Origin of the sequence: Niveispirillum fermenti, assembly GCF_048066175.1 — a bacterium.
GTDB classification, from domain to species: Bacteria; Pseudomonadota; Alphaproteobacteria; order Azospirillales; family Azospirillaceae; genus Niveispirillum; species Niveispirillum fermenti.
The window spans coordinates 120,205-142,136 of record NZ_JBLTXA010000008.1; the positions used below are offsets into that span (position 1 = coordinate 120,205).

The 21,932-nt window shown below is 67.8% G+C and carries 18 protein-coding genes; 12 read left to right on the forward strand and 6 right to left on the reverse strand.

Annotated elements, in window-relative coordinates:
• Positions 1-84: 84 nt before the first annotated feature.
• Complete coding sequence (locus ACM9LZ_RS10715) at positions 85-1,377, reverse strand: hemolysin family protein (protein WP_416619387.1); 1,293 nt, start codon at positions 1,375-1,377, stop codon at positions 85-87.
• A gap of 301 nt (positions 1,378-1,678) precedes the next feature.
• Between ACM9LZ_RS10715 and ACM9LZ_RS10720 the strand changes: the two genes are divergently transcribed.
• Entirely contained in the window at positions 1,679-2,779 is a 1,101-nt protein-coding gene (locus tag ACM9LZ_RS10720; protein WP_416619388.1) for an alkene reductase, read from the forward strand.
• 45 nt (positions 2,780-2,824) lie between these two features.
• Here the strand turns inward: ACM9LZ_RS10720 and ACM9LZ_RS10725 are convergent, their stop codons facing one another.
• On the reverse strand, positions 2,825-4,978 hold the full coding sequence (locus tag ACM9LZ_RS10725; protein ID WP_416619389.1) for a transglycosylase domain-containing protein: 2,154 nt from the start codon (positions 4,976-4,978) through the stop codon (positions 2,825-2,827).
• A gap of 157 nt (positions 4,979-5,135) precedes the next feature.
• A complete protein-coding gene (maiA, locus tag ACM9LZ_RS10730) occupies positions 5,136-5,813 on the reverse strand; it encodes a maleylacetoacetate isomerase (RefSeq protein ID WP_416619390.1) in 678 nt (225 codons plus the stop codon).
• Between maiA and ACM9LZ_RS10735 the strand changes: the two genes are divergently transcribed.
• Positions 5,812-6,570: an SDR family oxidoreductase gene (locus ACM9LZ_RS10735; RefSeq protein ID WP_416619391.1), complete on the forward strand. Its 759-nt coding sequence runs from the start codon at positions 5,812-5,814 to the stop codon at positions 6,568-6,570. The two genes, maiA and ACM9LZ_RS10735, sit on opposite strands and share 2 nt — an antisense overlap.
• A 63-nt stretch (positions 6,571-6,633) precedes the next feature.
• Here the strand turns inward: ACM9LZ_RS10735 and ACM9LZ_RS10740 are convergent, their stop codons facing one another.
• Both ACM9LZ_RS10740 and ACM9LZ_RS10745 read right to left on the reverse strand, forming a co-directional pair.
• Positions 6,634-7,650 (reverse strand): fumarylacetoacetate hydrolase family protein, encoded by a 1,017-nt coding sequence (locus ACM9LZ_RS10740; RefSeq protein WP_416619392.1) that lies wholly within the window; start codon positions 7,648-7,650, stop codon positions 6,634-6,636.
• Between the two features lie 176 nt (positions 7,651-7,826).
• Entirely contained in the window at positions 7,827-8,981 is a 1,155-nt protein-coding gene (locus tag ACM9LZ_RS10745; protein WP_416619393.1) for a homogentisate 1,2-dioxygenase, read from the reverse strand.
• 107 nt (positions 8,982-9,088) lie between these two features.
• Here ACM9LZ_RS10745 and ACM9LZ_RS10750 point away from each other — a divergent pair, with 107 nt between their 5' ends.
• The 5 genes from ACM9LZ_RS10750 to ACM9LZ_RS10770 all read left to right on the forward strand — a co-directional run bounded on the left by ACM9LZ_RS10750 (position 9,089) and on the right by ACM9LZ_RS10770 (position 13,844).
• Positions 9,089-9,535: a MarR family winged helix-turn-helix transcriptional regulator gene (locus ACM9LZ_RS10750; RefSeq protein WP_416619394.1), complete on the forward strand. Its 447-nt coding sequence runs from the start codon at positions 9,089-9,091 to the stop codon at positions 9,533-9,535.
• Positions 9,536-9,695: 160 nt separating this feature from the next.
• Positions 9,696-10,718, forward strand: a complete 1,023-nt coding sequence (locus ACM9LZ_RS10755) for an amino acid ABC transporter substrate-binding protein (RefSeq protein ID WP_416619395.1) — start codon at positions 9,696-9,698, stop codon at positions 10,716-10,718.
• Positions 10,719-10,737: 19 nt separating this feature from the next.
• The gene (locus tag ACM9LZ_RS10760) at positions 10,738-11,946 is read left to right on the forward strand and encodes an amino acid ABC transporter permease (RefSeq protein WP_416619396.1); all 1,209 of its coding nucleotides are present in this window, start codon (positions 10,738-10,740) and stop codon (positions 11,944-11,946) included.
• A 10-nt stretch (positions 11,947-11,956) separates the two neighbouring features.
• Complete coding sequence (locus tag ACM9LZ_RS10765) at positions 11,957-13,045, forward strand: amino acid ABC transporter permease (protein WP_416619397.1); 1,089 nt, start codon at positions 11,957-11,959, stop codon at positions 13,043-13,045.
• A 55-nt stretch (positions 13,046-13,100) separates the two neighbouring features.
• Positions 13,101-13,844 (forward strand): amino acid ABC transporter ATP-binding protein, encoded by a 744-nt coding sequence (locus ACM9LZ_RS10770; RefSeq protein ID WP_416619398.1) that lies wholly within the window; start codon positions 13,101-13,103, stop codon positions 13,842-13,844.
• Between the two features lie 52 nt (positions 13,845-13,896).
• On the opposite strand, the gene ACM9LZ_RS10775 is transcribed toward ACM9LZ_RS10770, so the two are convergent.
• Positions 13,897-14,352, reverse strand: coding sequence for an NUDIX hydrolase (locus ACM9LZ_RS10775; RefSeq protein WP_416619399.1), 456 nt, complete (start codon positions 14,350-14,352; stop codon positions 13,897-13,899).
• Positions 14,353-14,591: 239 nt separating this feature from the next.
• Between ACM9LZ_RS10775 and ACM9LZ_RS10780 the strand changes: the two genes are divergently transcribed.
• The 5 genes from ACM9LZ_RS10780 (at position 14,592) to ACM9LZ_RS10800 (ending at position 21,927) form a co-directional block, all read left to right on the forward strand.
• Entirely contained in the window at positions 14,592-15,083 is a 492-nt protein-coding gene (locus tag ACM9LZ_RS10780; RefSeq protein WP_416619400.1) for a cyclic nucleotide-binding domain-containing protein, read from the forward strand.
• A 97-nt stretch (positions 15,084-15,180) separates the two neighbouring features.
• Positions 15,181-16,650 carry a M48 family metalloprotease gene (locus ACM9LZ_RS10785; protein WP_416619401.1) on the forward strand — a complete coding sequence of 490 codons (1,470 nt, stop codon included), beginning with the start codon at positions 15,181-15,183 and terminating at the stop codon, positions 16,648-16,650.
• 51 nt (positions 16,651-16,701) lie between these two features.
• On the forward strand, positions 16,702-18,627 hold the full coding sequence (locus ACM9LZ_RS10790; RefSeq protein WP_416619402.1) for an adenylate/guanylate cyclase domain-containing protein: 1,926 nt from the start codon (positions 16,702-16,704) through the stop codon (positions 18,625-18,627).
• Between the two features lie 118 nt (positions 18,628-18,745).
• Positions 18,746-20,326, forward strand: a complete 1,581-nt coding sequence (locus ACM9LZ_RS10795) for a peptide ABC transporter substrate-binding protein (protein WP_416619403.1) — start codon at positions 18,746-18,748, stop codon at positions 20,324-20,326.
• 140 nt (positions 20,327-20,466) lie between these two features.
• Positions 20,467-21,927, forward strand: a complete 1,461-nt coding sequence (locus tag ACM9LZ_RS10800) for a sensor histidine kinase (protein ID WP_416619404.1) — start codon at positions 20,467-20,469, stop codon at positions 21,925-21,927.
• The last annotated feature ends 5 nt before the right edge of the window (positions 21,928-21,932 follow it).

Consider the following 21,932-nt stretch of genomic DNA (forward strand, 5'->3'; position numbering starts at 1 on the left):
CTCCATCACCAAGCGGGCACCGGACAACAGGCCATACCCGGCCCCAACAGGGGCGGGCGGCGGCCCGCCATTACAGCCCGTTGCTTACGGTTCCGGCGTGGGCATGACCAGCACCTTGTCGATGCGGCGGCCATCCATATCCACCACTTCGAACCGGTAGCCGTCATGGTCGGCATATTCGCCGGCGGACGGAATGCGTCCCAGCTTGTACAGCAGGAAGCCGGCCAGGGTGTGATAGCCGCTATCCTCGTCGCGCAGGCTCTTCAGGCCCAGATGGGCCTCCACCTCTTCCACGGCCATCATGCCGTCGATCAGCAGCGATCCATCCTCGCGCTGGACGATGTCGCTGTCCTCCCCGCCATCGTCGGGCAGTTCACCGGCAATGCCTTCCAGCAGATCGGTCAGGGTCACAATGCCCTCCACCGTGCCATATTCGTCCACGACGACGGCCATCTGCTCGCCCGATTGCTTGAACAGTTCCAGCAGGCGCATGACCGCCGTGCCATCATGCACGATAAGCGCCGTGCGCAGCACGGGTCGCAGATCGAAGGCGCCGTCCTGAAGCAGGCTGTGCAGCACATCCTTGGTATGGATGGTACCCAGGACATCGTCGAAATCCCCGCGGCACACGGGGAAGCGGGAATGGCCGGCTTCCCGGATCTCCCGCTTGATGTTCTCCGGATCATCGTCGATGTCCAGCCACATCACCTCCGGCCGCGGCGTCATCAGGGATCGCACGGTGCGATCGGCCAGGCGCATGACGCCCTCGATCATCCGCTTTTCGCCCGGATCGAACACACCGCTGGCCGTGCCCTCGGCGATCAGGCTCTTGACCTCTTCTTCCGTCACGGTCTGCTCGGCCTTTTCCGGCACGCGCAGCAGCTTCAGCATGGCTTCCGTGCTGGCGCCCAGCAGCCATACGAAGGGGGCCGTGGCGCGCGACAGGCCGCGCATGATGGGGGCGGCGAAACTGGCGATGGCCTCGGCATTGTTCAGCGCGATGCGCTTGGGCACCAGTTCGCCCGCGATCAGCGACAGGTAGGTGATGGTTACCACGACGATGGCGATGGCCAGCGTCTCCCCATACCCCGCGACAAGGGGCATTTCGTTCAGCCAGGGGGCCAGCCGGTTGGCCAGTGTCGCCCCGCCAAGGGCGCCGTTGATCACGCCGATCAGGGTGATGCCGATCTGGACCGTGGACAGGAAGCGCGACGGATCGTCCTGCAGGATCAGCGCGGCGCGGGCGCCGCGCCGCCCGTCCTCCGCCATCTGCTGGAGCCGGATTTTTCGGGCGGAAACCATGGCCAGTTCGGACATGGCGAAGAAGCCGTTCAACAGGATCAGGAACAGGACCGCGGCGAGTTCGAGCGAAACCATCTTCTGCGTTGGGTGACGCGGACCAGGAAGCGGTCCGCGCCCCCATCCTATCGCATTGCGGCTGAAAAGCGAGCGCCCTTATTGAGCGACCCTTTGACCCGGCCAACGCGCGGGCAGGGGATTTCGGCGGCACGGGCCGCATCTGCCCCGCTCCGGTTTCTTTTTCACGCCTGCAACATTCTGCGTGATGCCGGTCACTTGCACATTGCCATCCGATCCGCAAGGCTGCGCCCATGACCCATGGTGCGCCGCCGCATCGGCCCTGCCGCACCGCAAACGACCCTATCAAGGAATTTCCCGCATGAGCCGGAACGATCTGCTTTCTCCGCTGCGCCTGGGGGCGCTGGACCTGCCCAACCGCGTCATCATGGCGCCCATGACCCGGTCGCGTGCCGGCAAGGGTGACGTGCCGACGGCAGCCACGGCCGAATATTATGTGCAGCGCGCCACGGCCGGCCTGCTGATCACCGAAGGTACCCAGGTCAGCCAGCAGGGGCAGGGCTATGCCTATACTCCCGGCATCCATACGGACGACCAGGTGGCCGGCTGGCGCCGGGTCGTGGATGCCGTGCATGAAGCCGGTGGCCGCATCGCCCCCCAGCTCTGGCATGTGGGCCGCCTGTCCCATCCGGTGCTGCAGCCCGGCGGCGGGCTGCCCGTGGCCCCGTCTGCCATCAAGCCCGACGGCAAGGCCTTCACCCCGCAGGGGATGCTGGACTATGTGACGCCGCGCGCCCTGGAAACGGACGAGATCGCCGGCATCGTCGCCGATTTCGCCCGGGCGGCGGAAAATGCCCGGGCGGCCGGCTTCGATGCCGTGGAACTGCATGGCGCCAACGGCTATCTGATCGACCAGTTCATTCGCAGCGGGTCCAACCAGCGCACCGACCGCTATGGCGGGTCGGTGGAAAACCGCAACCGCTTCATGCTGGAAGTGGTGGCGGCGGTCACGGACGTGCTGGGGCCGGGCCGGGTCGGCATCCGGTTCAGCCCGAACGGCGCCTATCACAACATGTCGGACAACGACCCGGCCGCCACCTTCTCCTATGCGGTGGAACAGTTGAACCGGTTCGACCTGGCCTTCCTGCACATCATCGAGCCGCTGGCCGACGACCATCAGATGAGCCCGCCGCCCGGTGCCACGCGCGTGGCGGGCCTGCTGCGCGGCTTGTTCAAGGGACCGTTGATCCTGAATGGCGGCATCACGCGGGAGATGGGGGACCGGCTGATCGCGGAAGGGGCGGCGGATGCCATCGCCTTTGGTGTGCCCTACATCGCCAACCCGGACCTGGTGGAACGGTTCCGCCGCAAGGCCCCGCTGGCCCAGGCTGACCGCGCCACCTTCTATGGCGGCGACGAACGCGGCTATCTGGACTATCCGGTGCTGGAACAGGCGGCGTGACCGGCGGCGGGGCGGGCGCTGCCCGGCCAGCCCCTCACCCGCCCGTCAGCGGCCCGTGAGGCTGCGCAACAGGTTGCCGATCGGGTCGCTGCCCTCCTCGTTGGCGGCGGCCGGCGGGGCCGTTTCCGGGCCTGCCGGTGCGGCATCCGGCAGGCTCAGCCCGTCGGCCGTCTGGACATCGCTTTCGGCCGGTGGCGCATGGCTGGATGCGGGGCTTGATGCGGGGTCCGGTGCCTGGCGGCCCAGGCCGGGCAGGTCGCGCGGCGGCAGGCCCTGGTGCGCCTCCGCCATGATGGCCTGCCACAGGCGGGCCGGCAGGCCGCCGCCCGTCACCTTCTTCATGGGCGCGCCGTCATCATTGCCCAGCCAGACGCCGCCGACCAGATCGGCGGTATAGCCGATGAACCAGGCGTCCTTGTAATCCTGGGTCGTGCCGGTCTTGCCCACCACGGGCCGGTCCAGTTGTGCTGCCTTGCCCGTGCCATAGGTGACGGGGCCGGCCAGCAGGCGGTTCATCGCCTCCACATGCGGGGCGGCGACGGCGAATCCGGCGCTGGACCCGTGGCGCTGGTAAAGGATGTTGCCGCTCGTGTCGCGGATCTCCAGGATACCGTAAGGGATCACGCCCTCCCCGGCATTGGCGATGGTGGCATAGGCGCCGGTCAGGTCCAGCAGGGTCACCTCCGACGTACCCAGGGCCAGCGACAGGTCGCGGCGCATGGGCGTGGTCAGGCCCGTGCGCCGGGCGGCGTGGCGCACATTGTCGATGCCCACGCTTTCCATCAGCCGGATCGTGGCCGTGTTCAGCGAATGGGCCAGCGCGTCGCGCAGCGTGACCTGTCCGCGGAACCGTCCGTCATAATTGCCGGGCGTCCACCGGGCCTTGCGGTACGGGGCGTCCAGAACGGTGCTGTATTCCCCCCACCCTTCCTCCAGCGCCGCCAGATAGACGAAGGGCTTGAAGGCCGAACCCGGCTGGCGCAGTGCCTGCGTGGCGCGGTTGAACTCACTGTTGGCGTAATCCCGGCCGCCGATCATGGCGCGTACCGCGCCGTCGGGCGTCATGACCAGGGCGGCCGCCTGGCCCACCTTGGCCTCGGCACCAGGCCCGGCCAGCATCTCCGTCACCTTCTGCTGGGCGATGCGCTGCATGCCGCCGTCGAAGGTGGTGTGGACGACAAGGTCGCCATGGTCGGCCCCCACGAAGGCCGGCAACTGGTCCGCCACCCAGGCCGCGAAATAGCGGCCGTCGCCGTCGGCCTGCTCGGTCCGGGCCGGGGCCTGCGGCGGGGTCATGGCGGCATCCAGTTGGGCCTGGGTGATATAGCCTTCGTCCAGCATGGCACGCAGCACCACGCCCATGCGCTGGGTGGCCCGATTCAGGCTGGCGGTGGGGGCATAGCGCGACGGCGCCTTCAGCAGACCGACGATGATGGCCGATTCGCGCAGGCTGAGATCACGGGCCGACTTGTTGAAATAGGTGCGGGCCGCCGCGTCGACGCCGAAGGTGCCGGCCCCCAGATAGACCCGGTTCAGATAGGCGGTGAGGATCTGCTCCTTGCTGTAGGTCGCTTCGAGCTGGATGGCCAGCAACGCTTCCTGCGCCTTGCGCTTGAAGGTCTGGTCGGGGGTCAGGAACAGGTTCTTGGCCAATTGCTGGGTTAGGGTGGACCCGCCCTGGACCGTGCGCCCGGCCTTGTGGTTGGTATAGGCCGCGCGTGCGATGCCGATGGGGTCGACGCCGAAATGGCTCCAGAACCGCCGGTCTTCCGTGGCGATCAGGGCATCCACGAAATGTCGCGGCAATTCCCCGACATCCAGCGTTTCCCCGCGCAGGTCGCCCAGCCGCTGGAACGCGGTGCCATCCATGGCCACCAGCGTGATGGCCGGCCGGCGGGCCGCGGCGGCCACTTCCGATATGCTGGGCATGTCATGGGCGACATAGGCAACGATGCCGGCCACGACGATCACGCTCCAGATACCCAGGACGGTGATCCCCGTCAGGAAGCGCTTTCCCCAGGACTTGCGGGGCTGCGACCGGCGCGAACCCTTGCCGCCGCCGGGTGGGGATGGGGGCGGGGGGGCTGCCCCCCGTCCGCCACCACCGGGCCCCGAACCGCCCGGAGGCGGTCCGGGTGGCCGCCTTTTCGGCGGCGGTCCGGGGGGGGTGAAACGGGGCGGTGCGCTCAGCGTTGTCAAGGAACGGGTCCCCAGGGGGCATTTTCGGATGATGGTGGCCAGGATAGGCTTCCGGCGGCCGCCCGGACAAGCTGATGCACCCCCATTGCGGCGATTTCTGGGACGAAAGCGGGGAATGATTGCGGGCCGGCGCGCGCCTGTCGTCGCCTGTTGTCGCCTATGCCGCATCCGGCTGCTGTGCCGGTGCCGCCACCTGGAAGGCTTCCAGTGTCTGGCAATGCGCGTCGATGGCAACCAGCGTCGGATAGGGGGCAAGGTCGATGTTGAAACGGCGGGCATTGAACATCTGCGGCACCAGGCACAGATCGGCCAGGCCCGGTGCCCCGCCCAGGCAGAAATCCGGCCCCTCCGCCATCTGTTCCAGCGCCTGGAAGCCCTCGGCGATCCAGTGCGCAATCCAGGCGTTGACAGCCTCTTCCCCCTGGTCCAGCGGACCCCGCAGATAGGACAGGACCCGCAGATTGTTCAGCGGATGGATGTCGCAGGCCACCGTCAGGGCCATGGCCCTGGCCCGGGCCCGTGCCACGGGCCCGGCCGGCAGCAGGGCAGGGGTGGGATGCGTTTCTTCCAGATATTCCAGGATGGCCAGCGATTGCGGGATCACGGTGTCGCCATCCACCAGGGTCGGCACCAGCCCGATCGGGTTCAGCGCCCGATAGGCCGGGGCCTTCTGCTGCCCGCCATCCTTCAGGAGATGGACGGGGACCGCATCCCAGGCGATGCCCTTCAGCGCCAGGGCGATGCGCACCCGGTAGGCGGCAGACGAACGGAAATAGGTATGAAGCTGCATGGCTGTGGTATCACCGGTCGGGGATTGATGGGGAGGCAGGGCCATGGGCCGTCCATTGGTGGGCAGGATCGCCCTTGTCACGGGGGCATCGCGCGGCATCGGGGCCGCCATCGCCGACAGGCTGGCACGCGACGGCGCCGATGTCGCGCTGCATTACGGGTCGCACCGCCAGACGGCGGAAGAACTGGCCGGGCACTGCCGCGTGCAGCATGGCGTGCGGGCCGTGGCGTTGCAGGCGGATCTGGCCGACCTGTCCGATGCCGGCGGGGCGGTGGCCCTGTTCGGCGCGGCGGCGGCGGCGCTGGGCGTGCCGCACATCCTGGTCAACAATGCCGGCACGGGCCGTTTCGCCGCCATCGCCGACATCACGGCGGAAGAACTGGCCCAGGTGCTGGCCGTGAATGCCGCCGCACCGCTGCTGATGGCGCGGGAGGCGGCGCGGGCCATGCAGCCGGGCGGGCGGATCATCAATATCGGCAGCGTCATCACCGACATGCCCGTGGGGCTGCGCGCCGTCTATGCCGCGTCCAAGGGGGCGGTGCATGCCATGACGGGGGTGCTGGCGCAGGAACTGGGCCCGCGCGGCATCACCATCAATACGGTCGCCCCCGGCGTGACGGCCACCGACCGGTTCAAGTCGGGCGACCGATCGCGTGCCGACGAGATCGTGCGGCGCACGGCCCTGGGCCGCATCGGGGAACCCGAAGATATTGCCGCCATCGTCGCCTTTCTGGCCGGCCCCGACGCGGCCTGGATCACGGGCGAGGTGATCCGGGCCAGCGGCGGGCTGCGCGGGCTGTAGGGCGGGGGCGGTGGCCGGGGCCGGCGATGATCCCATGGGCCCGGCTTCCCCCGTCCGCCTCTCTCAGGCGCCCTCGTACCGGCGGACCTCCTGGTCGATGGCGCCGAAGACGGAGCGGCCGCGCCCATCCCTCATCTCGATCCGCACGCGGTCGCCGAAGCGCAGGAAGGGGGTGCTGGGCTTGCCGTCGCGGATGGTCTCGATCGTGCGGATTTCCGCAATGCAGCTATAGCCCAGGCCACCTTCCGACACGGGGCGGCCGGGCCCGCCATCGGCATCCTTGTTGGACACGGTGCCCGACCCGATGATGGTGCCGGCCGATAGCGGCCGGGTTTTGGCCGCGTGCGCGATCAGGGTGGGGAAATCGAAGGTCATGTCCACGCCGGCATCGGGCTTGCCGAAGGGCTGGCCGTTGATGGAAGACAGAAGCGGCAGATGCAGCCTGCCGCCGTCCCAGGCGTCGCCCAGGCTGTCGGGCGTGACGGCCACCGGGCTGAAGGCGCTGCTGGGCTTGGACTGGAAGAAGCCGAAGCCCTTGGCCAACTCGTTCGGGATCAGGCCCCGCAGCGAGACATCGTTGACCAGCATGACCAGCCGGATATGCGCCTTCGCCTGTTCCGGCGTCACGCCCATGGGCACGTCGCCGGTGATCACGGCGACCTCTCCTTCCAGGTCGATGCCATAGGCTTCGTCCGCCATCAGGATCGGATCGTGCGGGGCCAGGAAGCTGTCCGACCCGCCCTGATACATCAGGGGGTCGGTCCAGAAGCTGGGCGGCATCTCGGCGTTGCGCGCCTTGCGCACCAGTTCCACATGGTTCACATAGGCCGACCCGTCGGCCCATTGATAGGCCCGCGGCAGGGGGCTGGCGCATTCCGTCTCGTCGAACGGCTGGCTGTCGATCCCGCCGGTATTCAGCCTGTCCGCCACGGCCTTCAGGGCCGGGGCCACGCTGTCCCAATGGTCCAGCGCCTGTTGCAGGGTCAGCGCGATGTCGGGCACGGGCGCGCAGCGGGACAGATCGTCGGACACCAGGACGAGACGGCCATCACGGCCCTGTTGCAGGGAGGCGAGTTTCATGAAGGAGGCTCCGGCTCGGGGAAATTCTGTGGTGGCGAACGGCTAAGCAGGAACCTGCTGGCTCTACGGCTGCTGCCGCGCCGTTCGTCCGGCGTAGCCCAAGCCAACGGATGTTGGCATCGGCGATGGAGGGCGGTGATCAGAACCTGGTTGGTTCTGATCACCGCAGAACGGTGTCACGGCTTCACCCGCCAACTGTCGGCATAGGCGGGGTTCTCCACGCCGGCGGGCAGGTCCGCCACCTCCAGCGCGTCGCGGGTGTCGACCATGACCGCATATTCGTCGGTCGCGGGCTTGGTCTGCACCAGCATCTTGCCCAGCGCCTTGGGATGCGGCCCGTGGGTGAAGCCCGACGGGTGGAAGGTCATCATGCCGGCCTTGATATTGTCGCGGCTGAAGAAATCGCCGGCATGGTAGAACAGCACCTCGTCATAATCGTCGTTATTGTGGAAGAACGGGATCTTGATGGCGCCCTCATCCGTCTCGAACGGGCGGGGGGCGAAGGTGCAGACGACGAAACGGTTGGCGACGAAGGTGGTATGGGCGCTGGGCGGCAGGTGGTAGCGATGGCTCATCAGCGGCCGCACATCCTTCACATTCAGGCGCACGGGCGCCAGATCACCCTTCCAGCCCACGGCGTCCAGCGGGTTGAACGGATAGGTCACCGTGCTGATCGCCCCGCGCCGCTTCACCAGCACGCGCCAGGACCCGTCAGGCGCCCCGCCGGGGCCGTTATCGGCCTGCTGGTCCCGGAAGGCCGCGTCGATCGTCGGCGTGTCCAGCATGGCCGGGTCGAAGATTGCATGCGGGCCGACGATGCCGCGATCGGGCAACTGATAGGTTGATCCCGTCGCCTCGATCAGCAGGGCCGTGACGGGCCGGGTGGGGGACAGGCGCCACATGGTGCCGCGCGGCAGCACGACATAGTCACCGGCCTTGATGGTCAGGTGGCCGTAGTCGCAGTACAGCTCCCCCTCGCCCTCATGCACGAAGATCAGGTCGTCGCCGTCGCCATTGCGGGCCAGATGGTCCATCGGGGCATCGCAGCGCCACATGCGCATGCGGCAATGGGCGTTGAACAGCACCTCCTTCGCCGCCCAGGGCCCGGCCGAGAAGCCCTCCACCAACTGGTTCAGGTCGAAGGCGCGGGGGCGTAGCGGACCCTCCCAGCTTGTCCAGCCCGTGGGGGCGTTGCGGTGGTACATGTGCGTGGCGGGGCCGAAGAAACCCTCCCGGCCCAGTTCCCGTTCATAGGTGCCGGGCGGCAGGTCGGCATGGGCCTGGCGCGAGGCTGTGCCCTCGACCCTGGGAAAGGAGATATACCGACGCATGGGGGCTGCTCCCGGCTGGCTTGTCAGGTAATTCGTTTCAATTGAAACGAATATGGCGGATCACAGACCCTCTTGCAAGTCCGTATCGGGCAGGTCACCCTTGACCCATGCTCGATCTCGACGATTTCCTGCCCTATCGCCTGAATGTCCTGGCCAAGCGCGTCAGCCGTGAACTGGCGCGCCGGTACGAGGAGCAATTCGGCATCTCCATCCCCGAATGGCGGGTGATGGCCATCCTGGGGCGTGAACAGCCCCTGTCCTCCAACGACATTGTCGAGCGGTCGGCCATGGACAAGGCCAAGGTCAGCCGCGCCGTCACGGCGCTGGTGGAGGCCGGCCTGCTGTCGCGCAGCACGCACCCGTCCGACCAGCGTCTGCTGCGCCTGTCCTTCACGCCGGCGGGCCGCGCGCTCTATGAGCGTATCGCGCCGCTGGCGCTGGAATGGCAGCGGCGCTGGCTGGACTGCCTGGATGAAGGGGAACTGGCCCAGTTCAAGTCCCTCTCCGCCAAGCTGGAGGAACGGCTGGAACAATTGTCGCGCAGCATGGGCTAGAACCGGCGGCCCCGGTCGGCCCGGCGGGCCAAGGGGGTGAAAATTGTCGCCATTGTCCCGGTTACAGGGTTGTTTCCGATCCGCATTGAATGCTTAACTGTTTGACATGAAAAGGGGCCGGTATCGGATAGCCGGTCACGTAAAACAGGGGATCGTAGAAATGAACCTTCGCCTGCACGGTGCGGCCGCCCTGGCGGCATGCCTTGCCTTCATCGCAAGCCCGGCACAGGCCGGGCCGACGCTGGACGCCGTGAAGGCAAGGGGACAAGTGGTCTGCGGCGTGAACAGCGGCCTGCCGGGCTTCAGCAGCCCCGACAGCCAGGGCCGCTGGACGGGGCTGGACGTGGATATCTGCAAGGCGGTCGCCGCCGCCGTCCTGAACGACCCGAACAAGGTCCGCTATATTCCGCTGTCGGCGCAACAGCGGCTGACCGCCCTGCAATCGGGCGAGATCGACGTGCTGTCGCGCAACACCACCTGGTCGCTGACCCGCGATGCCCAGGGGCTGGATTTCGGCCCCGTGGTCTATTACGACGGCCAGGGCCTGATGGTGGCCAAAAGCCTGGGCGTGACCAGCGCCAAGCAGTTGGACGGGGCCACGGTCTGCGTGCAGCCCGGCACCACCACCGAACTGAACCTTGCGGACTGGTTCCGTGCCAACAATCTTTCCTTCCGGCCCGTCGTGATCGAGGCGCTGGACGAGGTGAATGCCGCCTTCTTCTCCGGCCGCTGCGATGTGCTGACCACGGATATTTCCGGTCTGGCGGGCGTGCGCGCCTCTGTGGCGCCCAAGCCCGACGATTTCGTGATCCTGCCGGAAATCATGTCGAAGGAGCCGCTGGCCCCCGTCGTCCGCCATGGCGACAACCAGTGGGCGGACATCGTGCGCTGGAGCGTCTTTGCCCTGATCGAGGCGGAGGAGAAGGGCATCACCCAGGCCAATATCGATACCAAGCTGCAGGACACCGACCCCACGGTGCAGCGCATCCTGGGCGTCCAGGGCGATCTGGGCCCGGCGCTGGGCCTGGACAAGCAATGGGCCTATCGCGCCATCAAGGCCGTCGGCAATTATGGCGAGGTTTTCGAACGCAATGTCGGCAAGTCGACGCCGCTGAAGCTGGAGCGGGGTCTGAACGCGCTCTGGACAAATGGCGGCCTGATGTACGCCCCGCCCATCCGCTGACCGGCCGGCCTCCATCCCCATGACGGACCGCCAAGCGCCCGCCACGATCAAGGCCGCCGCCCCGCCCGGGCAGGCGGCCTTTCACCTGTCCATCAACAATCCCCTCGTCCGTGCCATCCTGTGGCAGGTCGTTGCGGCCTTCCTGGTCGCGCTGGCCGCCTGGTATCTGGTCGGCAACACGATGGACAACCTCGCCCGGCTGTCCATCTCCTCCGGTTTCGGCTTCCTGGAGCGGGAGGCGGGGTTCCAGATCGGTGAAAGCCCGGTCGCCTTCGGCCCGCAGGACAATTACGCCCGCGCCTTCCTGGTCGGGCTGCTGAATACGCTGAAAGTGTCGGGCATCGGTATCGTCCTGGCCACCATCCTTGGGGTGGCGCTGGGCATCGCGCGCCTGTCGGACAACTGGCTGGTGGCCCGCTTCGCCACCTTCTATGTCGAGACGATCCGCAACCTTCCCCTGCTGCTTCAGCTTTTCCTGTGGTACGGCCTGCTGACCGAGGGGCTGCCGGGACCGCGCCAGGCGCTGGAGCCGCTGCCGGGTGTCTTCCTGTCCAACCGCGGGCTGAAACTGCCCGCCCCGGCCGATGATCCGGTCTGGGCCTGGGTGGCCGCCGCGTTCGGCCTGGGCGTCATCCTGACGCTGGTCATTTCCGCCTGGAACACCCGGCGTCAGGCCCGGACGGGCCGGCGTTTCCACATGCTGCCTGTCGGCCTGGGCTTGGTCATCGGCATGCCGGGCCTGATCCTGCTGGCGCATGGCGGCGGCGCCATCGACGTTCCCGTGCTCCAGGGCTTCAATTTCCGGGGCGGCATGACGCTGACACCGGAATTCGCGGCCCTGCTGTTCGGCCTGGTCATCTACACGGCCGCCTTCATCGGCGAGATCGTGCGCAGCGGCATCCTGGCCGTACACAGGGGGCAGACGGAGGCGGCGACGGCGCTGGGCCTGACACGGGGGCAGGTGCTGCGGCTCGTCGTGCTGCCGCAGGCGCTGCGCGTCATCATCCCGCCCACGACCAGCCAGTATCTGAACCTGACCAAGAACAGCTCGCTGGCTGTTGCCATCGGCTTTCCGGACTTCGTGTCCATCGCCAACACCACCATCAACCAGACGGGCCAGGCGGTGGAAGGGGTGCTGTCGATCATGGCGGCCTATCTGGTCATCAGCCTCAGCCTGTCGCTGCTGATGAACTGGTACAACCGCCGCGTGGCGCTGGTGGAGCGGTAGGATGAGCGCCATGGAAACCGAAACCGTTCAGCGCGCCGCCCCCGAACGCCCCCGCCAGGGGCCGGTCGGCTGGATGCGTGCCAACCTGTTTTCCACCTGGTACAACAGCTTGCTGACGCTGCTGATCCTCTATCTGCTGTTCAGGCTGGTGCCCGGCGTGATCGACTGGCTGCTGGTCAGCGCTACATGGGATGGCGACGCCGCCGCCTGCCGCGCCGCCGGCGGCGCCTGCTGGGCCTTCCTGGCGGAGAAATGGCGCTTCATCCTGTTCGGGACCTTCCCCGATGACCAGCACTGGCGGCCGACGCTGGCCATGCTGTCCATCATCGGCATGCTGGTCGTCTCGGCCGACCGCCGGGTCTGGGGCCGGCCGCTGGTCTTCATCTGGGCCGGTGGCATGGGGTTTGCCGCGCTGATGATGTTCGGCGGGGTGCTGGGGCTGGATTTCGTGCCGACCTCGCTATGGGGCGGTCTGCCGCTGACGCTGGCCCTGTCCGTCGTGGGGCTGGCGGCCAGCTTCCCGCTGGGGGTGCTGCTGGCCCTTGGCCGCACGTCGGAACTGCCCGTGCTGCGTGCCCTGTCGGTGGTCTATATCGAGCTGATCCGCGGCGTGCCGCTGATCTCCATCCTGTTCATGGCGTCGGTGATGCTGCCGCTGTTCCTGCCGGCCGGGGTGTCGATCGACAAGCTGCTGCGCGCCCAGATCGGCATCATCCTGTTCGCCGCCGCCTATGTGGCGGAGGTGGTGCGCGGCGGCCTGCAGGCCATCCCCAAGGGACAGGTGGAGGCGGCGAAGGCACTGGGCCTCGGCTACTGGCAGCGCCAGCGGCTGATCGTGCTGCCCCAGGCGCTGGCGCTGGTCATCCCCCCGCTGGTCAACAGCTTCATCGCCACCTTCAAGGATACGAGCCTGGTCATCGTCATCGGCCTGCTGGACCTGCTGTCCACGGCCAAATCGGCGCTGACCGATCCGGCCTGGCGCGGCTTCTACAAGGAAGCGTACCTGTTCGTCGGCCTCATCTACCTGCTGTTCTGCTACGCGCTGTCCCGCTACAGCCGGTATCTGGAAACCGTCCTCGGGCAGGGGAGGCGGCGGTGACGCGCGATCATCACGACGCCATGACCGCCCGCGCCCCCGACACGGAGTTGAGCGAATGACCACCGAGCCCATCATCGAACTGCGCGGCGTCAACAAATGGTACGGCGCCTTCCATGTGCTGCGCGATGTCAGCCTGTCCGTGGAAAAGGGGGAGCGGATCGTCATCTGCGGCCCGTCGGGGTCGGGCAAGTCCACGATGATCCGCTGCGTCAACCGGCTGGAGGAACACCAGGCGGGAGAGATCATCGTGAAGGGCGTGCCGCTGGACGACGACGTGCGGCACGTGGAAAGCATCCGCCGCGACGTTGGCATGGTGTTCCAGCAGTTCAATCTGTTCCCGCACCTGACGGTGCTGGAGAATTGCGCCCTGGCGCCCATGTGGGTGAAGAAGATGCCGCGTGCGCAGGCAGAGGCCAAGGCCCTGCAATTGCTGGAGCGGGTGCGCATTCCCGATCAGGCGGCCAAGTTTCCGGGCCAGCTTTCCGGCGGGCAGCAGCAGCGCGTGGCCATCGCCCGCGCCCTGTGCATGGACCCGTCCATCATGCTGTTCGACGAACCGACCAGCGCGCTGGACCCGGAGATGGTCAAGGAAGTGCTGGACGTGATGACCGACCTGGCCGAAGGCGGCATGACCATGCTGGTCGTGACGCACGAGATGGGATTCGCCCGGCGCATGGCCGACCGTGTGGTCTTCATGGATCGGGGGGAGATCGTGGAGATGGCGCCGCCCGAACAGTTCTTCGACAACCCGCAGAGCGAGCGCACCCGCGCCTTCCTGGGCCAGGTGCTGAGCCATTGATGAAATGACCGGCCGGCCTTTGCCCCCTGCGGGCTGTTGCCGGCCGCGGGGGTCATCGCCCGTCGGCCAGGACAGGGCCATCCGCGTGCCGGGCAAAGGCCATGCGCAGGACCTGCTTCAGCGGCTCCCAGGACACCAGCGCCTCGCATTCCTCCAGGCCGGCCCAGCGCGCGTCCAGCGCATCGTCGCCGGCCACGGGTTCGCCCGCCTGCCAGTCGGCCTCCACATCCACGATGGTGTAATGGAACAGCAGGGCGCCGGCGGCGTCATGCACGATATTGTCCACGGCGGTCAGGATGGACCGGGCGCGGGCCGTGACGCCCGTTTCCTCCAGCACCTCGCGTTCCGCCGCCTGGAACAGCGTTTCCCCCAGTTCCTGGCTGCCGCCGGGCAGTGACCATTCGCCATGGCCCGGCGGCTTGCCCCGCCGGATCAGCAGCACGCGCGCCTGTTTCCAGACCAGGCAGCCGACGCCGACGCGGGGATGGGTCAGGAGGGCGACGGACATGGCAATTCCCTGCGGGATGGTCGGATGATGAGGCGTTGACCCGCATCAAGGCGGCGGGCCGGCACCGATCCTATCCTGATGCCGCCTGCCGGACGGAGGGGATTTGCGACATGGCGACCATCCCCTGATCCATGCCCGCCCGATACCGGGAACGGCCACCTGCCGGACGGGCAATCCGGCGCTGACGGCCATCGGGCTGGACATGGGGGAACGGATGCGTCACGACTATGTCATAACGGATGCTGCATCAAAAACAGGCAGCCATGGGGGAGGAAGCATTGACCGCCAGCCTGACCGAACAGGTCGAGGCGCTTCGGCGTCTGCCCCTGTTCGCGGGGATCGAACTGTCCAAGCTGAAGCTGCTGGCCTTCACCGGCGAGCAGCAGTGCTTTCCTGACGGCACCACGCTGTTCCGTCAGGACGAGCCGTCGGATGCGGCCCATGTCATCCTGTGCGGCCGGGTCGATCTTTTGCTGCACGGGGCTGGCGGCGCCGTCCATCGGATCAGCCATGACGGGTCCGGCATCATCGGAGAGGTGGGTATCCTGTGCGGCCGGCCGCGCATGGCGACGGCCCTGGCCGTGGGCGATGTCATCACGCTGCGCATCGAGCGGGAGGCGTTTTTCCGGCTGATGGACGAGTTCCCGCAAATGGCCGTGCCCATGCTGCGCGATCTGGCGCTGCGCCTGGAATTCACGACGCGGGAATTGAGCAGGGCCAATAGCCTATGACCCCTTGCCCTCCCCCTCATCCGACCGGATGACTATCGGTATCCGGCCTAGTTTGGCATAAGAATGGGACTGCGAACGACCATTGGAAGCCTGAACCATGGCCCGTCTGACACGCCTTCTGCCCCGCCTTGCGCCCGTCATGCTGCCCCTGTGGCTGGCCGCCTGCTCCACGAATCCGGTCACCGGCGACCGGCAGTTCACGGCCCTGATGCCCCCCGAACAGGAAGCCGCCATCGGTGCCCAGCAGCATCCCGAAATGCTGAAGGAATTCGGTGGCCGGTACGAGGATGCGAAGCTTCAGGCCTATGTGGACCGGCTGGGACAGCAACTGGCGGCCAGGACCGAGGTGCCGGGCACGCGCTACACCTTCACGGTGCTGGACAGCCCCATCGTCAACGCCTTCGCCCTGCCCGGCGGCTATGTCTATGTCAGCCGCGGCTTGATGGCCCTGGCCAACAGTGAGGCGGAACTGGCCGGCGTGGTCGGCCACGAGATCGGGCACGTCACGGCCCGCCATTCGGCCGACCGCTATGGCCGCGGCGTGCTGGCCCAGGGCGGGGCGCTGCTGGCCGGCATCCTGCTGGGCCAGCAGGCGGGTCAGGTCGCCCAGTCCGGGGCACAGGTCGCCCTGGCCGGTTTCAGCCGCAGCCAGGAGCTGCAGGCCGATAATCTGGGCATCCGCTACATGACGGCTGCGGGCTACGACCCGCGTGAGATGGCGGGCTTCCTGTCTTCCATGGGCCGCCATGCCCAGTTGGAGGCGCTGCTGGCCGGCCAGCCGGGCCGGGCCGACCAGTTCAGCTATCTCCAGACCCATCCGCCCACGGGCGACCGCGCCGAGCGGGCCACGGCCGCCGCCGCCCAGATGGGCGGCGCCAACCTGCTGGTGCGCCAGAGCGAATATATGCAGGCCATCGATGGCATGATCTATGGCGACAGCGCCCAGAACGGCTTCGTGCGGGGGCGGGTCTTCGCCCATCCCGGCATGGATTTCCGGTTCGAGGTGCCGGACGGCTTCCGCCTGCTGAACAGCGACCAGGCGGTGATCGGGCTGGGGCCGGAAGGATCGCAGATCGTCTATTCCCAGGGCCAGGCCGATGGCGCCTACAGCGCTGCCGATTATATCGCCAATGCCTGGGCCAAGGGTGTGCAGCTGGGCGAGTTGCGGTCCCTGACCATCGGCGGGCTGCCCGCCGCCACGGCCGTGACGCAATTGTCGGGACAGTCCGGCCCCGCCTTTGCCCGTCTGGTCGCCATTTCGGCGGGAACGGCCGGGCGCTACCACCGGTTCCTGCTGTCCAGCCCGCCGGCCCTGGCCAGCCGGCTTGATCCCGGCTTCCTGGACACGGCCAACAGCTTCCGCCGCCTGACCGCGGCGGAGAAGGCGGGCCTGAAGCCCTACCGGATCAAGGTCGTGCAGGTGAAGCAGGGCGAGCGGGTGGCCGATTTCGTGGCCCGCATGCCGCTGAAGGACCATGCGGACGAACGGTTCCGCGTCCTGAACAACATTCCGCCCGGCACGGAGCCCCGGCCCGGCGTGTGGGTGAAGACCATTGTCGAAGGGTAGGACGGGGCCGGCAGTTGCCGGCCTTCGCCCTCTCCTGTACCGTCCGCGGCCATGAAGACCCTTCTTCCCCTTCCGCGATGCGAGGAGACGACGGCGTGCAAAGGCCGCTGGCGTCTGCCGATCACCGCCGTCATGACGCTGGGCTTCGGCGGGCTGATGCTGGCCGCCGTGGCCAGCGTCTTTCTGCTGGGGGTGCAGACATCGGGCCGCAACACCTATAACCTGCTGAACGACAAGGCCGAACTGGCCATGAACATGGCCGAGGCGCGGGTGCGGGCCCAGTTGGACCCGGCCCAGGCCCAGGTGGATTACCTCACCTCGATCCTCAGCACGGGCGAGATGTCGATCGACGACACCGACCGGATCGAGGCGCTGCTGCGCGGTGCCCTGGCCTCCACGCCGCAGGTCGCCGGCATCGGCGTCCTGCGGGCCGATGACCACCAGTTGCTGGGGGCGGCCCGCGTCGGGGACACCGAATCGGCCTTCGACATGGACAAGGTGAAGGATGCGCCCGTCATCCTGGCCGATGTGCTGCGGACCGGCTCGGCCCATTGGCTGGACCCGGTCTGGGCCGACGAGATCGAAACGACGGTCATGCCGGTGCAAGGGCCTCTGCGCCGGGACGGGCAGTTCCTGGGGGCCGTGATGTCGGCCGTGGGCTTCAACGGCCTGTCGCGCTTCCTGCGCGATACGGACAAGGATATGGGCCTGTTCAGCTTCATCCTGTTCGATGACCGCTATGTGCTGGCCCATCCGGCGCTGGCGGAAAGGCGGTTCGATTTCGCCGCGGTGGAGAACCGGCCGCCCCTGCCCACGCTGGAGGAGGTGGGGGACCCGATCGTCTCGGCCATCTGGTCCGTCGTGGGGCCCGACGGGATCGGCACGCCCCTGGCCAAGTGGAATGCCGGCAAGAAGGTTGAAACCCGCATCAGCGAACGCCGCGCGGACCTGCATTTCCGCCAGGCCAAGGTGGACGGGGTCAATTATTTCTACCTGCTTCGCTCCATCTCCGATTATGGCGAGCATCCCTTCACGCTGGTCGTCGCCATGCGGGAAGAGGATATGGACAGCGAGATCGACCGGTTCCAGCACCTGCTGGTCGTGGGTTTCGTCATCCTGATCGTCTCCGTGCTGGTGGCCATGGCCCTGGGCAAGATGATCAGCCGGCGCATCCGGCTGCTGTCGGGGGCCGCCGTGGCCCTGCGCGACCTGGATTTCGCCAATGTCCCGCGTCTGCCCGACAGCCGGTTCCGCGAGGTGGCGGACGCTGCCGCCGCCTTCAACGCCATGGTCAGCGGCCTGCGCTGGTTTGAGACCTATGTGCCCAAGTCGTTGGTGCTGCGCCTGATCCGCCGCGACGCGACCCAGGCCGAAATCCCGTCGGAGGAACGGGACGTGACCGTGCTGTTCACCGACATCAAGGGGTTCTCCGCCATGGCGGAGAAGATGTCGCCCCAGGATACGGCGGAATGGCTGAACCGCCATTTCACCCGCATCGCCGCCTGCATCGAGGCGGAGGGCGGCACCGTGGACAAGTTCATCGGTGACGCCGTCATGGCCTTCTGGGGCGCACCCGACGACCAGCCCGACCATGCCGCCCGCGCGCTGCGGGCCGCCCATGCCATCGCCCATGTCGTGGCGGAAGAAGCGGCCGAGGCGCAGGCAGCCGGCCGTCCGCCCGTCTGCCTGCGCGTGGGCGTGCATTCCGGCCCTGTCATCGTGGGCAATATCGGCGCTTCCACCCGCATCAACTACACCATCGTCGGCGACACGGTGAACACCGCCGCCCGGCTGGAAGCGCTGGGCGGGGAGATGATGGAGGACGAGTGCTATGTCGTGCTGGTCAGCGACGACACGGTGCGCGCCGCCGGCACCTGTGCCGTGGACATGCCGCTGACGGCGATCGGGGCCTTTTCCCTGCGTGGCAGGCGGGCCCTGGTCGATGTCTGGCGGCTGGTCGTGCCGGACGGGGAATAGGCGGCATCACCCGACGGGTCCGGCCGCCGCGCCATTGCGCGCTCGACTTCGCGGGGCCGACCCGTCACGCTGCCGGCGGTTTCCTTCCCCAACCAGTGCGAACCCCGGGGGGCCGTCCATGTCGCGCTGTCTTGCCCTGCTGCTGTTCTGCCTGGCCCTTGCCCTGCCGCCGGCGGCGGCGGAGACCGTATTGCGGCTGGGGAACGGTCCCGACAGCGAGAGCCTGGACCCGCACCGCGCCGTGGGCGCCGGCGACAGCCGTATCCTGACGGCCCTGTTCGAGGGGCTGCTGACCCCGGACGCGGCGGGCCGCATGGTGCCGGGGGCGGCGGAAAGCTGGACCGTGTCGGATGATGGCCTGACCTATACCTTCATCCTGCGTGCCGATGGGCGCTGGTCGGATGGCAGCCCCGTGACGGCTGCGGATTTCGTCTATTCCTGGCGCCGTGCCGTGGACCCCGCCACCCGGCCGCTGTTCGCGGATTTCCTTTATCCCGTGCTGAATGCGCAGGCGGTGGCCGCGGGGCGGATGCCGCCCGAAGCGCTGGGCGTGGCGGCCCTGGATATGCGCAGCTTCCAGGTGCGGCTGGCCGCGCCCAAGCCCAATTTCACCGATTATCTCTATCACCGGGCCACATATCCCGTGCATCCGCCCTCGGTGGCGGCGCATGGGGACGGGTTCGCGCGGGCCGGCCACCTGGTCTCCAACGGTCCCTACCGGCTGGACAGCCAGCGGCCGCAAAGCCATGTCGGCGTCGTGCGCAACCCGCATTTCCATGATGCGGCCTCTGTGGCCTTCGACAAGGTGTTGTTCTTCACCACGGAGGACGGCCAGGCCGAACTGCGCCGGTTCCGGGCAGGCGAACTGGACATCACCGAAACGGTGCCGCCCAGCCAGCTCGATTGGGTGCGGGCCCATCTGGGGGATGCGTTGCGGCTGGCCCCGCGCGCCGGCATCAATTTCATTGCCCCCAACATGCGGGTGGAGCCCTGGAAATCCAACCGGGCGCTGCGGCTGGCCCTGTCGCTGACCATCGACCGGGAGACGATTGCCGGGCGCATCCTGCGCGATGGCGACCCCGCCCACAGCTTTGTGCCGCCGGGCCTGCCCGACTATGACCCCGCCCTGCCCGTCCAGGCCGGGTGGACGCAAGGCGCACGCGACGCCCTGGCCCGGACCCTGTTCGCCCAGGCCGGCTACGGCCCGGACCGGCCGCTGACGGTCAATCTGCTCTACCCGACGGGGGAGATGAACAAGCAGATCGCCGTGGCCGTGGCGGCCCGCTGGCAGTCGGTGCTGGGCGTGCGCACGCAACTGGAGAACCAGGAATTCAAGGTGGTGATGGGCCGGGTACGCGACGGGTCCTATCCCGGTCTTGTCCTGCGGCAATGGTTCTGGGTTTTCCCGGAAAAATATCTGGAGATCCTGCGCACGCGCGAGCAGCATAACGGCAATGGCTATGCCAGCCCCGCCTTCGATGCCGCCATGGCGGCGGCCGATGCCGCGACGGACCGGGCCGGCATGGCCCGCGCGTTGCGCCGGGCCGAGGCGCTGATGCTGGATGACGCCGCCCTCATGCCCGTGCTGTTCGCCACCAGCCGGCATCTGGTTGCCCCCCGGATCGGGGGATGGGTGGATAATCTGCGCGACAGCCACCCCGTGCGCCATCTTGCACCGCAAGAAGTTGCAAAACCCTGAATTTTTCATGCAAAAACCGCTTAACCCATTGAGCTTTTGTCCGAATTCGGCGAGCCTGACAGGGTATGAACCGACGGACTGGGGGCAGGCGCATGGGCGCTGGTGGCTGGCGGTTGTGGGCGTCGGGGACTTTGCGCGCGGTGACGGACCTGTTCCTTCCCGCCGTGATGCGCCAACCCGGCTTTGACGAGAAGCAACTGCTGCGTGCCCGCGCCTTCATCCGCGTGACGCTGCTGATCCATGTCGGGCTGCTGGTGCTTTACGCCGTCTGGGCCGTCCGGCAGGGGCCGTTCGACCCCGTCAGCCTGGCCTGGGCCGGCTATGCCGCCATCCTGGGCGTCAATCTGGTGCTGGTGCGCCTGACGGGCCGGTTTCACGAGGTGACGATCGCCAACAACCTGGCCGGGCTTAGCCTGATCGCCATGCTTCTGCATTTCACGGGCGGCATCGCGTCGCCGCTGGTGCCGCTGTTCCTGATGGGGGTGGCAACGACGGGGAATTTCGGGGGCAACCGGGCCATCCTGGTCTTTTTCGCCGGCTTTATCGCCGTCATCGCCGGCACCTATGGCTGGCAGCTTTACACGGGCAGCCATGCCGATGATGTCCATAGCCGATTCGCTTTCCTGCTGACGGCCGTGGTGCTGCTGGTCCTGGCCAACCTGTCGTCGCAATCGGCCCGCACCAAGACGCGGCTGATGCTGCAACGGGCGCGTGATGCGGCCATCGACGGCCGTCGCAAGGCGGAGGAGGCCCGCGCCCAGGCGGAGCGCACGCTGGACGAGCTGCGCGCTGCCCAGGCCCAGATGATCCTGCAGGAGAAGATGGCCAGCCTGGGCGGCATGGTGGCCGGCGTCGCGCACGAGGTGAACACGCCCGTGGGCCTGGCGGTCACCGGTGCTTCGCAACTGAAGACGGAGACGGCGCGCATCATGGCGCTGGCGGCGGAAGGCAAGCTGCGGCGCAGCACCTTCGACGAGTATCTGACCGTGGTGGACGAGCTGGCCGGCCTGATCGAGAAGAATGCCGTGCGCGCGGCGGAACTGATCCAGTCCTTCAAGGAGGTGGCGGTGGACCAGTCGTCCGATGCGCGCCGCCCCTACGACCTGCGCGCCTATGTGGCGGAGGTGCTGGCCAGCCTGTCGCCGCGCGTGCGCCGGGCCGGGCACCGGGTGGAGATGGCGGTGCCCGAAGGCATCGAAATGGACGGCTATCCCGGCGCCATGGCGCAGATCGTCACCAATCTGGTCATCAATTCCATCATGCACGCCTATCCGGGCGAACGGGCCGGGGTGATGCGCCTGTCGGCCCGCCTGCTGGAGGATGGGCGGGTGGAGATGACCTATGGCGATGACGGCCAGGGCATTCCGCCCGATCTGTGGCCGCGCATCTTCGAACCCTTCTTCACGACACGGCGCGGCACGGGCGGGTCGGGGCTGGGGCTGCATCTTCTGTACAATATCGTGACGGTCCGCATGGGGGGAACGGTGCATGTCGGCGCCTCGCCGCAGGGCGGGGCGCTGTTCACCCTGGTCTTCCCCCGGGTTGCGCCGGGCAGCCGGTCAGCCCAACAGCAAGCGGCACCTGTTGTCCATCGGCCATGATGCAG

Bases quoted from the DNA above. Each gene is read 5' to 3' on its own strand.
- ACM9LZ_RS10715 (WP_416619387.1), bottom strand. From the start codon at position 1,377: ATGGTTTCGCTCGAACTCGCCGCGGTCCTGTTCCTGATCCTGTTGAAC.
- ACM9LZ_RS10720 (WP_416619388.1), top strand. From the start codon at position 1,679: ATGAGCCGGAACGATCTGCTTTCTCCGCTGCGCCTGGGGGCGCTGGAC.
- ACM9LZ_RS10735 (WP_416619391.1), top strand. From the start codon at position 5,812: ATGGGCCGTCCATTGGTGGGCAGGATCGCCCTTGTCACGGGGGCATCG.
- maiA (WP_416619390.1), bottom strand. From the start codon at position 5,813: ATGGCCCTGCCTCCCCATCAATCCCCGACCGGTGATACCACAGCCATG.
- ACM9LZ_RS10740 (WP_416619392.1), bottom strand. From the start codon at position 7,650: ATGAAACTCGCCTCCCTGCAACAGGGCCGTGATGGCCGTCTCGTCCTG.
- ACM9LZ_RS10745 (WP_416619393.1), bottom strand. From the start codon at position 8,981: ATGCGTCGGTATATCTCCTTTCCCAGGGTCGAGGGCACAGCCTCGCGC.
- ACM9LZ_RS10750 (WP_416619394.1), top strand. From the start codon at position 9,089: ATGCTCGATCTCGACGATTTCCTGCCCTATCGCCTGAATGTCCTGGCC.
- ACM9LZ_RS10755 (WP_416619395.1), top strand. From the start codon at position 9,696: ATGAACCTTCGCCTGCACGGTGCGGCCGCCCTGGCGGCATGCCTTGCC.
- ACM9LZ_RS10760 (WP_416619396.1), top strand. From the start codon at position 10,738: ATGACGGACCGCCAAGCGCCCGCCACGATCAAGGCCGCCGCCCCGCCC.
- ACM9LZ_RS10765 (WP_416619397.1), top strand. From the start codon at position 11,957: ATGGAAACCGAAACCGTTCAGCGCGCCGCCCCCGAACGCCCCCGCCAG.
- ACM9LZ_RS10770 (WP_416619398.1), top strand. From the start codon at position 13,101: ATGACCACCGAGCCCATCATCGAACTGCGCGGCGTCAACAAATGGTAC.
- ACM9LZ_RS10775 (WP_416619399.1), bottom strand. From the start codon at position 14,352: ATGTCCGTCGCCCTCCTGACCCATCCCCGCGTCGGCGTCGGCTGCCTG.
- ACM9LZ_RS10780 (WP_416619400.1), top strand. From the start codon at position 14,592: ATGCTGCATCAAAAACAGGCAGCCATGGGGGAGGAAGCATTGACCGCC.
- ACM9LZ_RS10785 (WP_416619401.1), top strand. From the start codon at position 15,181: ATGGCCCGTCTGACACGCCTTCTGCCCCGCCTTGCGCCCGTCATGCTG.
- ACM9LZ_RS10790 (WP_416619402.1), top strand. From the start codon at position 16,702: ATGAAGACCCTTCTTCCCCTTCCGCGATGCGAGGAGACGACGGCGTGC.
- ACM9LZ_RS10795 (WP_416619403.1), top strand. From the start codon at position 18,746: ATGTCGCGCTGTCTTGCCCTGCTGCTGTTCTGCCTGGCCCTTGCCCTG.